14 protein-coding genes are annotated in these 12,455 nt (G+C 37.6%); 1 reads left to right on the top strand and 13 read right to left on the bottom strand.

Going from position 1 to position 12,455, the window contains the following annotated elements; all coding sequences use genetic code 11:
- Positions 1-64 precede the first annotated feature (64 nt).
- The 8 genes from IGJ63_RS00355 to IGJ63_RS00320 form a co-directional block, all read right to left on the bottom strand.
- Entirely contained in the window at positions 65-244 is a 180-nt protein-coding gene (locus IGJ63_RS00355) for a hypothetical protein (RefSeq protein WP_002381345.1), read from the bottom strand.
- Positions 245-264: 20 nt separating this feature from the next.
- Positions 265-1,500: an MFS transporter gene (locus IGJ63_RS00350; protein ID WP_101732199.1), complete on the bottom strand. Its 1,236-nt coding sequence runs from the start codon at positions 1,498-1,500 to the stop codon at positions 265-267.
- Positions 1,501-1,865: 365 nt separating this feature from the next.
- On the bottom strand, positions 1,866-2,108 hold the full coding sequence (locus tag IGJ63_RS00345) for a GlsB/YeaQ/YmgE family stress response membrane protein (RefSeq protein WP_002356092.1): 243 nt from the start codon (positions 2,106-2,108) through the stop codon (positions 1,866-1,868).
- A 23-nt stretch (positions 2,109-2,131) separates the two neighbouring features.
- Entirely contained in the window at positions 2,132-2,692 is a 561-nt protein-coding gene (locus tag IGJ63_RS00340) for an Asp23/Gls24 family envelope stress response protein (RefSeq protein WP_002356090.1), read from the bottom strand.
- 58 nt (positions 2,693-2,750) lie between these two features.
- A complete protein-coding gene (locus tag IGJ63_RS00335; RefSeq protein WP_002383483.1) occupies positions 2,751-3,263 on the bottom strand; it encodes an Asp23/Gls24 family envelope stress response protein in 513 nt (170 codons plus the stop codon).
- Positions 3,264-3,275: 12 nt separating this feature from the next.
- Entirely contained in the window at positions 3,276-3,467 is a 192-nt protein-coding gene (locus tag IGJ63_RS00330; RefSeq protein ID WP_002356087.1) for a DUF2273 domain-containing protein, read from the bottom strand.
- 12 nt (positions 3,468-3,479) lie between these two features.
- A complete protein-coding gene (gene amaP / locus IGJ63_RS00325) occupies positions 3,480-4,052 on the bottom strand; it encodes an alkaline shock response membrane anchor protein AmaP (RefSeq protein ID WP_101732198.1) in 573 nt (190 codons plus the stop codon).
- 12 nt (positions 4,053-4,064) lie between these two features.
- Complete coding sequence (locus tag IGJ63_RS00320; RefSeq protein ID WP_101732197.1) at positions 4,065-4,958, bottom strand: SDR family oxidoreductase; 894 nt, start codon at positions 4,956-4,958, stop codon at positions 4,065-4,067.
- A 273-nt stretch (positions 4,959-5,231) separates the two neighbouring features.
- Here IGJ63_RS00320 and IGJ63_RS00315 point away from each other — a divergent pair, with 273 nt between their 5' ends.
- Complete coding sequence (locus IGJ63_RS00315) at positions 5,232-5,885, top strand: Crp/Fnr family transcriptional regulator (RefSeq protein WP_002356081.1); 654 nt, start codon at positions 5,232-5,234, stop codon at positions 5,883-5,885.
- 41 nt (positions 5,886-5,926) lie between these two features.
- Here the strand turns inward: IGJ63_RS00315 and IGJ63_RS00310 are convergent, their stop codons facing one another.
- The 5 genes from IGJ63_RS00310 to ruvA form a co-directional block, all read right to left on the bottom strand.
- The gene (locus tag IGJ63_RS00310; protein ID WP_438745775.1) at positions 5,927-6,844 is read right to left on the bottom strand and encodes a helix-turn-helix domain-containing protein; all 918 of its coding nucleotides are present in this window, start codon (positions 6,842-6,844) and stop codon (positions 5,927-5,929) included.
- 545 nt (positions 6,845-7,389) lie between these two features.
- A complete protein-coding gene (ygjK, locus tag IGJ63_RS00305; RefSeq protein WP_002383486.1) occupies positions 7,390-9,729 on the bottom strand; it encodes an alpha-glucosidase in 2,340 nt (779 codons plus the stop codon).
- 178 nt (positions 9,730-9,907) lie between these two features.
- A complete protein-coding gene (locus IGJ63_RS00300) occupies positions 9,908-10,606 on the bottom strand; it encodes an N-acetylmannosamine-6-phosphate 2-epimerase (protein ID WP_101731967.1) in 699 nt (232 codons plus the stop codon).
- 141 nt (positions 10,607-10,747) lie between these two features.
- Positions 10,748-11,764 carry a Holliday junction branch migration DNA helicase RuvB gene (gene ruvB / locus IGJ63_RS00295; protein ID WP_002383488.1) on the bottom strand — a complete coding sequence of 339 codons (1,017 nt, stop codon included), beginning with the start codon at positions 11,762-11,764 and terminating at the stop codon, positions 10,748-10,750.
- A gap of 12 nt (positions 11,765-11,776) precedes the next feature.
- Complete coding sequence (gene ruvA, locus IGJ63_RS00290) at positions 11,777-12,391, bottom strand: Holliday junction branch migration protein RuvA (RefSeq protein ID WP_002367580.1); 615 nt, start codon at positions 12,389-12,391, stop codon at positions 11,777-11,779.
- Positions 12,392-12,455: the final 64 nt, after the last annotated feature.

Here is a 12,455-nt window from a genome sequence, read left to right as displayed (position 1 = left end):
AAATTTTCAATGTTCCACTCCAGTGATAACGAAGCGTGGAACGTTCATTTACTAACTACTCATTTTACATGACGTTGTTATTTTCTGTCACCAATTCTAGCTCTTGCAAGTAATGATCCAAAGTCGCGTGATGTTGATCGACATCGGCTAACTCTGTTTCAATTTTAGCTAAACGCGTGTTCATGCGTTGAATTTCCGTTAGTGTTTGTTGTAAAACGTTTAAAATCCGTTCATCGTTAGGCATTGAAATCACTCCTTGTCCATTTATAGTTCTGAGCCGTGTTCAATCTTTTCAATCGTTTCAAGAGACAAATCTTTGGCATCATTTTTAGCTTTGTGGAAGACCATATATAAAATGGTACAAACGATTGGGATACAACCTGCTAAGAAGTACATTTGTTGGAATGACATAAAGTTACGTAACTCACCTAAAACGTACGGACCAACCCCTAATCCAAGGTCTAAACCGATGAAATAAGTCGATAAAGCAATCCCGATACGGTGAGGACTTGGGCTTTCTTGAAGACAAACCGCTTGGCCATTTGACATGAAGGTACCATAACCTAAGCCAATTAACCCACCTGAGACTAATAACATCCAACCAGACGTAGTCATACTTAATAAGAATAAGCCTAGTGTTAAGAAAATGTAGCTCGGATACATGACGTAGCGTTCACCTTTGACATCGAAAATCCGACCTGTTGAAGGACGTGTTAGGGTAATCACGACCGCATAGACGATAAAGAAGAAAGTGCTGACGTCAACTAAATCGATTACTTTGACATAAGAAGATAAGAAAGATAAGACACTTGAATAAGCAAGACCCATTAAAAAGGCGATAAATGTAATAAATAAAACTTTCTTTTCAACAAAACTATCAAAGTTCCATTTAGATAAAGCTTCACGATGTTCAGGTGTTAACTCAATATTTTTCACTGGGAAAATGAAGCAAGCAATGGTTGTTAACAAAATTAAAATAATTGAAAAGTTAATAATGACATGGAAGTTGGAAACATTTAACAATAACATCCCAATAAATGGCCCAATGCCGGCTGCTAAACTAGTACTCAACCCATAATAATTGATCCCTTCCCCTTTTTTATTTTTAGGGATATAGGCGGTAACAATTGCGTTGGTCGCTGTCGAAACGGTTCCGTAACCAAACCCATTTAAAAAACGGACCAAATAAAGAATACCCATGCTTGGCATATACATATACGCAACAGTCGTTAAAAGATAAAACAAAGCCCCATAACGTAAGACTTGTTTGCGCCCAATCAGTTCAAGGAGTTTTCCCATGAAAAGTCGTGCAAGCAATGTCCCGATGATGTAAATTCCTGAGGCCAAACCCGCTTGACCTAAAGTAGCGTGTAAGCTATCTTGCGCAATCACCGCAATAATAACCATTAACAAATAATAAACAAGATAGACAATGAAATTAATCACTGTAATGCTGATAAAGCCTTTATTCAAAAGCTTTGTTGGTGTTTGTTCTGTCATAATTCTTTGAATTCCTCTCTCTTTTGTTCTGTTTATTTTGTGTTGCTATTTTTCAATAAAAGACCGCTATCCCCTCACTTTGATGACTTATCAAAAAATTTTCTGAAATTCATTTGCAGTTATTACTATACGAGATATCCGTTACAAAAAAATGTAAATTTGTGAATGATAAACGTTATCTACAAATAACTTCAACAAATGTTGTTGATTTTTGTTGAAAAGCCAAAATGACTAATGATTTTAATTAAAATAAGCTCTTGGCTACTTGCTCAAAATTTACTTTTCATATGATACTTCCTCATACATAGAAAAAGAAAAATAGGGCATAAGTCGAAACGACTTATGCCCTATTTTTTAAACTTTCTCTATTTTCGTCCTAAAATCCATGAAACGATGGCAACTAAAATCACTGCCCCGATAATCGATGGCACAATAGCCATCCCAGCTAAGCTTGGTCCCCATGTGCCTAAAATGGCTTGACCAATTGTTGAACCAACTAACCCTGCAATGATATTGGCAATAATGCCCATCGATGATCCTTTTTTAGTAATTGCTCCAGCGATTGCCCCAATGACACCACCGACAATTAATGCCCAAATAAAGCCCATGATTGTTTCCTCCCTTTAACTGTTTATTCTACACGTGGTTCCATATTTTCTTTGACTTGTTCTGTTCCTTTATTCACAGCTTTTTTTGCTTTTTCTGTTTGTTCAGAAGCAAATTCACCGGTACTTTTGGCAGCGCCTGTGACTTTATCTTGAACCGTTTCGCTATCTTCTTCGTATTCTTCTTTTGATTTGATATCGACTACGTTAACATTCACTTCAATCACATCTAAGTGGGTCATTTTTTTCACTTCACGGCTGATTAATTCTTTCATTTTTTCGTAAATGTCTTGAATATCTTTGCCGTATTCTACCACGATATCCATATCAACAGCGACTTGTTTTTTACCAACTTCGGTATCAATACCCGCTGTGACGTTATCTGTGTTTACTAATTTTTCAGCAATATTTGAGAAAAAGCCGCCATCGACTGTCAATAGACCATCAACATTTTCTAAGGCTAAACCGATAATTTTTTGAACGACTTTATCTTCAAATGTTAATTCACCTTTGATTGCATGATCTTCTGGTGTGTGTGGTCCGTTTCCTGCTGGTTTTGGTACATTATTGAATTTTTCGTTACTCATGGTTCATTCCTCCTAGTTTCTTCTATTATTGCTTTATTTTTAATAAAATAATAACCCATTATTGAACACGAGGTGCCGTGTTTTCTTTGACTTTTGTCTTACCTTTAGTTACCGCATGTTTGGCTTTGTTGGTTTGTTTTGACATAAAACTACCTGTCGCTTCAGCGGCGTTGCCAAGTTTATCTTGGACTGTTTCACTTTCTTCTTGGTACTCTGCTTGTGTTTTGATATCTACTACGTTGACATTGACTTCGATTACTTCCAAGTGAGTCATTTGTTGGACTTCACGAGTAATAACCTCTTTCATTTGATCATAAATGGTCTCGATATCTTTCCCATATTCGGCTACAATGTCCATATCCACTGCGACTTGTTTTTTGCCGACCTCGGTGTGAATGCCTGTTGTAACATCTTCACTGTTAATCATTTTATCTCGTAAATTCGAGAAAAAACCACCGTCCACAGTTAACAAACCGTCGACTTCTTCCAAAGCAATGCCAATAATTTTTTGGATTACTTTATCCTCAAACGTCAACTCACCTTTAACAATCGATACATTTGCATTTTCCATAGCCAAAACCTCCTATTTATGATGAAAATAATTTTTGACAATGCCTGTCTGTTCCAAATACAAACCTAGCCAAATACCTAGTCCTGTCAGGAGTACCACTAACAATGTTTTAAAGAAGCCGATTGACAGAAACAAGATTGCAAAAACCAAACCGACTAGGCCACCAATTAACGGAACGGCATATTGTTTTATCCATTCAACCATTGTACATCCCTCCTACTCCACACGTGCTTGTGTTTGCTGTTGTTGTGGTCGTTTCATTGATTGAATATCTTCAAAATGAACATCAATCGTAATCTTGTGACCAGTTCCCACCAAACGAGCAAGCCGTTCTTCCATTGTTTTTGACCAAGCTTCTGTTTGTCCAATTAAATCTGCCGTTCGTTTCAGTGTGCCTTTGACATTGACCTTAATGCGCCGTTTTGTCGCCTTTACACGAATGGTTGGTGCTTCCAGAAAGTCACTGTCTTGCAAGCTAGAGCGTACAAATCCTTCGATGGCTTTACGGTGTAACACTAACTTTCCTTGCTCTTCTTTTAATTCAAACGTGCCTTTTCTTCTTGGGAATAAAAGAATGAATAAAAATAGAAAGAGCATAATTCCTAGTAAAACCAGCGCTGCCCAAAAAATTGCTTGACGTGCGTACTCGTTGTCTTGCAAGAACCATTGGACATTATCTGGTGGTTGCCAAGCTGTATCGGCTGACCAAGTGGTAATGGCCACCGCGCCAAATAATGCCATTAAAATCAGTGAACCTAGAAGCAAAAGTATTTTAACAACTTTATTCACGGAACATCCCTCCTAAAGATTAATTGCTTCTCCACCAGTTACGCCATAAACTTGAGCCGTAACATAACTTGCATCATTGGACGCCAAGAAAACATAAACAGGGGCTAATTCAGCAGGCTGACCCGCACGTTCCAGTAAAGAATGTTGCCCAAATTCTGGCAACTCTTCAATTGGTTGTCCATGATCTAACTGTAACGGTGTCCAGATTGGTCCTGGAGCCACGCCATTTACCCGAATGCCTTTTGGTGCCAGTTGTTTTGCTAAACCAACGGTAAAGTTGGCAATTGATGCCTTCGTTGCTGCATAATCCAACAAATGCTCACTTGGATTAAAGGCTTGGACGGAAGTCGTTGTCACAATACTACTTCCGGCAGGCAAGTGAGGCACTGCTGCTTTGACAATGCCAAACATCGCAATAATATTGACATGGAAAGTGTCTATCACTTGTTCCATTGGTAATTCTTCAATAGCGGCACAGGAAATCTGTTGGGCAGCATTTAAAACAAGGGTATCCAAGCCGCCTAATGCTTCACGAGCTTGTGCAACCAATTCTTCAGGTGCCTGTTTATCTCTTAAATCTGCTGGCAAAAGAAAGACTTTTCGGCCAGCTTCTCGTATATAGTGCGCCACTTCTTCGGCGTCTTTTTCTTCACCTGGGAAAAAATGTAAGGCAATATCTGCACCTTCGCGAGCAAAAGCAATCGCCGCCGCTCGTCCAATCCCAGAATCACCGCCTGTAATTAATACCCGACGATTTTCTAATTTGTGATTTCCGACATAGCTGTCTTCCCCACAATCTGGTTTAGGAACCATTTTGTCCTGTAATGCGGGAGTTTCTTGATCTTGTTGCGGAAATCCATCACTATAAAATAACATTCTTGGGTCTTTTAAGTTTGGTTCTGTCATGAAATCTCCTCCCTTTCTACTATTACCTTAATACAATTTTTTCTTTTTGAAAAATATTTGAGCACATAAAATAAAAAAAATATTTTTAATACTCATTAAGCGAAATTTTTGGCAAAATTATCTAAAAGCCGATTTTATTTTTCAAAATAGCGTTTAATTGACCTTTTTTATCAACATTTGTTATTGACATATGATGTCCAATTCGCTTAAATAAGAAGGAAGCCCAACAGGCAAAAACAAAAATATTTAGAGATAATTGAGGAGTTACCGCCAATGAGAAATGTTTTACAAGACTACTTAGATGAACATTCTTTTCGAGTCGTTGTAAAAAAGAAGAAAAATTATTTAACTTATGAAGGACTGCAAGATCGTTATGCCTATATTTTAAAAAGTGGCATCATCAAAACTAGCGTTATTTCCAAAGACGGTCGTGAATTTAATTTACGTTATATCAACAATTTGGAAATTGTTTCATTGCTACGTGATGAATATTCAGAATTTATTGATGCACCTTTTAATATTCGCATCGAATCTCCACAAGCAGAACTTTATCAAATCGACCGTGTTCAATTTTGGCGGGATATCAATAATAGTAAAGACTTGCAAATGTATGTCAAAGAATACTATCGGGACCGTTTAATGCATTCCATGAAAAAGATGCAGCAAATGTTAATGAATGGCAAATTTGGGGCCGTTTGTACACAAATCTATGAAATGTACGATTCATTTGGCGTAGAAACAGAGGAAGGTATTTTAATTGATTTCGTGGTGACCAATGAAGAAATTGCGCATTTTTGTGGGATAACTTCTGCTAGTAGCGTTAACCGGATGATGCAGCAACTAAAAGAGTTAGGGGCAATCGAACTACGTAACCGCAAAATTTTGATTAAAGATTTAGATATGATTAGAGATAACATTATTGTTTAACATCAGCACCCCCCGCAAGTTTGACCTTGCGGGGGTGTTTTTTATTTTTCAGTGACAATATTCACAGGAAATTGTCCATAATCTAAATTAAATGTCCGCCCAGCCGTCAGCTGAAGCATTTCTTTTTTCATGCCTTCCGCCAAACGTACATCGCCAAAACTTTCAATCATATCAATAACGGCGATCACTTCTTTATAGTATCTCATTTTGCCAGTGCACAGATAATACGTAAGGTTTTTTAAGTAACGTAAGTTAAAATGAATATAGTAAATTTCAGCAGGAATCGTGGTAACACTCACTAGCGCTAAATACTCCCGGGCTTTCGCATAATTTTTCTTATAAAGTTGCGCTGTAATGATATTTAGATAAAAACCATAGGCGACATTTAATGTTTGGGTATCACGTAATTCAGCATCTTTGACAGGAAACATCTGCTCAAGAATCTGAAGGACTTCGTTTTCAGAAAATAACGCTCCTGTATTAGTCACCATTTGATAATCGTAATATGTATAGTAGCTTTTGCTAGAGATAAGTGCGAGAATTGCCATTCGATCAGGTTCGTCAAATTCTGGAATTTCCTCCCAATCATTACTGAAAGTTAGCTTAATATCTGTATAAATAGACATCTCCACTGCGTTTTTGTGGGGATTGCGCTCTAATTGATAAAAGTAATGAATCAGGTTCTTTTTTTCACTTGTATTGTTCACTCCCATTTGACAACATTCAATTTGATGCATAATTTTAGATGAAGCCGTACTTCTTGTTTCAGAGACCATATGAAAAAATTCATTAAAGGTAATCCCCAGTGACTGTAATGCTGTCATTAAATCCTCGTAACTTAGCTTGGCTTCACCAATTTCGATTCTTCGATAGGTTTGTTTCCCTTTTTTTGGTAAAACATCTTTCTGAGCAATTTTTTTCTTTTTTCTAAAATACTTTAATGCCTCTAACACATCCATAATATGCTCCTTTCTATTAATAAGTTAATATTAAGTATTATTTTTTTATTAACTAAAATATAATATTTTATAAAAAATTATTTTTACGAACTTTAATATTACCAAATAATCAAATAATATATTTGTTTAAATTATTTTTTTGCACATTATAATTGTTAGACGTCAACAAATTTAAAAAAACTTTTCTAATTCGTTCTTGAAGAAACTAAGATATCTGTCTTATAATGAAATTCAATATAACTTAGAGCAGGAGGTGTCGCAATGTTTGGTTTCAATATTAGTTTATTTCTTATTACTCGGTTCCGTTAAACCCACTCTTCACTAATCATTGTACAATCAATTCCATCGAATATCTATTTCATTTTTATTAAATAACATTTTTAATAAAAGTACATATATTTTTATTTTCAGATATTTTCTTTAATTAAATGAAATATATTTATTAAAACAAATAAATTACATTCAATTAAATTCAGAAGGAAACAGATTGTAGCAAGTGAAGAAAAAAACAGCTCTTGAGTGATAATTCCTCAAGAGCTGTTTTTCTATTTTATCTCAAAAGCGGTTTGCGTTGTGGGGTTATTACTTAATAAGGTGTTTTTATACAGTAAATAGTACGCTGCTGCTGACCAACTAAAGTTTTTCGTACTTAAGCCCTTCCCTGTCAGGGGATCATAATTTTCATGAATAGGGCCTTCTCCCATCAATCCTTCGGCATGTAAGAAGAGTTTTTGTGTCATTTCTTTTGCTTCTTTTGTATAGTCATAGTTTTGAAGAGCTTCTACACCAAACAAGGCTTGATCAAGCCAAACTGGTCCTCGCCAGTATTTCGTTGCAGCAAATTTTTCATTGTCTTTGGATGCCGTTGGGAATGGCATAAAGGTATTAAACATTTCTTGATTCATCATGTTTTTCTTAACTGCCGCCGCCTGTTCTTTGGTCGCTACTTTTGCCCAAAGCGGCAACCAGCCTTCTGTTCCTTTGCCACGATTGACTAACAATTTTGTTTTCGAGCCGTCTTCATTTATTTGTAAGTCATAGAAGAAGCCCGTTTTTTCATCAAACATATTTTCTTGAATATATTTTTTTAGTTTCTTCGCTTCTTTTTGATAGTTCTTATAGTCCTCTTTTTTGCCTAGTTCTTCTGCTATCGAAGCTAAATAGCCCTTTTCAGCGTAGAGATACGCATTCAAATCCACTGATTCTTGATTAATCGAATACCCCACTACTTTTCCTTTATTTTTATTTTCAAAAACTTTAACTCCGTCATCGCCTTTGCCCACACCTTCTTTGTCAAACCGTGTAGCGTTATCCATACCACTTTCCCACGCGGCTGCTTCAATAACAGCATCATCGTCCACTTTAGGTTGGCCATTTTTATCTTTAATGATTTGATCCTTGTCGTCTTTTTGCCAGTGGGCATCACTGACCATGCTTCCATATTCTGCTATCCCATTTTTATTGTGGTCTCGGTTGGTATACCACCAATTGTGATAAGCTACAAGTTTGGGGTACATTTCTTTTAAAAATTCCTTATCTTTGGTTTCTTGATAAATATGCCAAACTGCCCATGCAGCCAATGGTGGTTTAGAATTTCGTTCATTCCAGTTGCCGCCTTCACCACCACGCGCACTGTCTTGATTGTAAAAGACAGCATCAATGATCGCTCCTGCATCTTGTGGACGTACGGTATCATCTTTTTGAATTTGATAATCAAACAAGGCCCGCATATTATTTTTAGCTAACTCAGGATTAAAATCAGCCGTTGCTACATCCGCTTTCCACGAATCCCAAGCCCACATACCAATAAACCATTTATAAGACATGGACGGAACAATCCCGTCATGCTTAAAGGCACCTGCCGCACTTCGCCAATTGGTATTAATCGTTTCAATCGATTTGACTAGCGCATTTTGATATTCAGGAAATTCTGCTGTTTTCTTTTGATCAAACGTTTTATCTAGATATCCTTGCCATCTTTGCTTGTTCTCTTTGAAATAGCGTGCCGCATTTTTGGTATATTCGGGTGCTTGTTGTTGTTCCTTTGCCTCTTCTTCTTTTGTAAAAGTATAGCTTTCTGTCGTATAGGTGTTGTACGTTTGTTTAGGCTTCAATTCAATTGGTTCAGCGGTCGCTGTATAATTCCGATTATCAATTTTTGTTGAAACTTTATCCGCATGATGAATCGTATATTTTGTGTCTTTCGTAGCAAAATAATTCCACGTTTCTCTGACTTCACCAAAATTCACTTGAATGTCATTGTCTTTAGCAGTTAAACGAGTGCCAATATCTAAGGTTTCCGTTCCCTCTTGAATTTTGTCAAAGACCGCACCTGTCCAGCTTGCTTCAAGTGACAAGGGATCTTCACCAGTGTTTTCAAGTGTCGTTTGGATAAGCGCCGTTCGATTGCTGACAAAAATTAAAGCTAAATGAATCGTTACATCGTCTAATTCATAGGTTTGCTCTAGGCGCCCAGGATAATAAGACAGGTCCATGCGGTTGCTTTGGCTTAAATCATAGGTTTCTCCCGTTTTTTTATTTTTGACCGTTAATTTGTTTAAACTTGCCGCCAAGTTTACTGGATATTCTTCCGCAATAATCAATGGCCCCGCAAAACCACCCAGTAGCTCTTTATTGCTTTTTTCAGGTAAATAGTAGCCATGCCATGCACCTAAATCAGAAAAATTATTAAAATAATTGGTATCGTATACGCCATTCGTCCGTTCGGTTGGTGATGCACTCACATCTAAAACATTCGCAAATTCATCAACTTTTGTTCTTTCAATACTTGCTTGCACTTCCCCGCTTAACGCAAAACAGCTGACTACGGTGATTCCTAACGCTAACCAAGTAGACACCCGTTTCTTTTTTGATAAACCCTTCATAAAACCCCTCCTATAAAAATGATAGCGTTTTATACACTGATTTATTATCAGCAAGGACTATGCCAAACGGAGTGTATCCCTTTTCATTATTGAAAGATTCCACTTTCTCTAGAAAAAAAGCGACCGTATTGAAGTGTATTGATCAAAAAATAACAAGTGTATCGATAGTGTATTTAGTTTATGCTTGATTCTGTTTTATTTTCGTAGCTTCCACAAATTTTTCAGTAATTTTTTGCGGTCGTGTAATAACAGATCCCACCACCACGCTATAAGCACCTAGCTCCAGAACACGTTGGACTTTTGCTGGCGTATCAATCATTCCTTCTGCAATGATTGGTGTAGTAAAATGCTTCTTTGCTTCTCTTAACAGTTCAAAATCATTTTGTTCAATCCGCTGATTTTCACTTTGCGGCGTATAGCCGACTAACGTTGTGCCAATATAATCAAAGTCTAACTCCGCCGCTTCAATCATCTCTTCCAGCGTGGAACAATCCGCCATCCATTCTTGGTTAGGATACTTTTCTTTTATTCTTTTGAAAAATGTGGCTAACGTTTCGCCATTTGGTCGTTTCGAATGGGTTGCATCGAGAGCGATAATTTCTGGCTGAACAGCCATTAATTCATCTACCTCACGCATAGTTGCGGTAATATATACTTCTGCGTCAGGATAATCTCGTTTAATAATCCCAATGATTGGTAAATCTACCTCTTTCCGGATTGCTCGAATGTCTACCACAGAATTTGCTCGAATGCCTTTAGCCCCTCCTTGTTTAGCGGCCAAAGCCATCTTGGACATGATAAAAGAACTATGCAACGGTTCGTCTGCCAACGCTTGGCAAGAAACAATTAATGCCCCTTTGATTTCTTTATTCAACATTGATCCCTCCAATTTAAAAGCGATTACAAACACAGTATACCTACAACAGCTGAAATATGCCACTCTCCCAAATAAGAACAAACGTTTCACGTGAAACAAAAGAAAGCAAGCGGTTAAGGCTTGCTTTCTTTTGACTTATTTTTAATTTTTATGACCCTCTAAATAATCATACCCAAAATGTGCATACGCAAATGGCGTTGCAATTCGTCCTCGTGGTGTTCGTTTAATGAAACCTTTTTGAATAAGATAGGGTTCATACATATCTTCCACCGTTTCGGTTTCTTCACCGATATTTACAGACAAGGTACTTAAACCAACTGGACCGCCGCCGTATAAATCAATCATTGTTTTCAACAATTTTTGATCGACATAATCCAAGCCTTGATGGTCCACTTGCAGTAAGGTTAACGCTTTGTCTGCAATCGCTCGGTCGATTTTGCCATCTGATTGGACTTGGGCAAAATCACGGACACGTTTTAACAAACGGTTAGCAATTCGGGGGGTCCCTCTTGAGCGGCGCGCAATTTCAAAGGCACCTTCCTCAAAAATCTCCGTTTGAAAAATATCCGCGGAACGGAGAACGATTTCTTTTAAATCCTGCTCTTGATAATACTCCATGTGAGAAATAATCCCAAAACGATCTCGTAATGGCGCTGAAAGCATCCCTGCCCGTGTGGTAGCTCCCACTAAAGTAAAAGGCGGTAACGGAAAATGAACGGGATGTGCCGTGGTTCCTTGACCGACCATGATATCAATGTAAAAATCTTCCATTGCGGAATACAGCATTTCTTCCACCACTCGCGGCAAACGATGAATTTCATCGATAAATAACACATCACCAGGCTCTAATTCGTTCAAAATAGCGACTAAATCTCCCGCCCGTTCGATGGCTGGTCCACTTGTGGTACGAATGTTCACATTCATTTCATTGGCGATGACCATCGCCATTGTCGTTTTCCCTAAACCTGGCGGACCATAAAGAAGGGTATGATCCAACGCTTCATTCCGATTTTTCGCCGCTTCAATATAAATCGTTAGTTCTTGTTTTACTTTGTCTTGACCAATATATTGTGCTAAAAATTGTGGACGTAACGATTTTTCAATTGAAGCTTCTGCTTCTTGACTTGCAGCTGAAAGCAACCGTTCTTCTTCTGTCATCGTTATTCCTCCTTAGCGTTTCATCATGAATTTTAACGCATTGCTTAAATAAACATCTGTCGTTGTCTCACCTAACGCTTCCAATTGCTTAGTGATACGCTTAATCTCTCGGTCACTGTAGCCTAGGGCACTTAATGCTTCTAACGCTTCTGCCAATGCTTGATTGCTTGTTGTCACCGCTTCGGTTGCGGTCATGGCCGCAACCGCTGCTTCGGAAGACTCTAATTCGCCTAATTTTCCTTTTAAATCTAAAATCATTTGTTGGGCTGTTTTCTTGCCAACACCTGGGAACTTCGTTAAATATGTAACATCTTCCCCTTCAATTGCATTGATTAAACCACCATGATCAGCCACAGAAGCCATGATAGCTAAGCCACTTTTAGGGCCAATTCCAGAGACACTGATTAATTTTAAGAACAATTGTTTTTCATCTAAACTGCCAAAACCAAATAAAAGTTGTGCATCTTCCCGCACGACTTGGTGAAGATATAGTTTAATATCCGTATCCATTTTTCCTGAATAGCGATACGGGTTATCGACTGAAATCTGATAGCCAATGCCATTTGTTTCAACGACAATATAGTATGGGCTAACAAACGTTACTTTTCCAATAATATATTCGTACATGTTGTCACCTTTCCAATTGCTGATTGCGTACATATGTTCCATTTTAACACAAAGCATCAAAAAG

Source organism: Enterococcus sp. DIV1375a (genome assembly GCF_051712205.1).
In the GTDB taxonomy this organism is placed as follows: Bacteria; Bacillota; Bacilli; order Lactobacillales; family Enterococcaceae; genus Enterococcus; species Enterococcus faecalis.
This window is presented reverse-complemented; position numbering and strand designations above follow the sequence as displayed.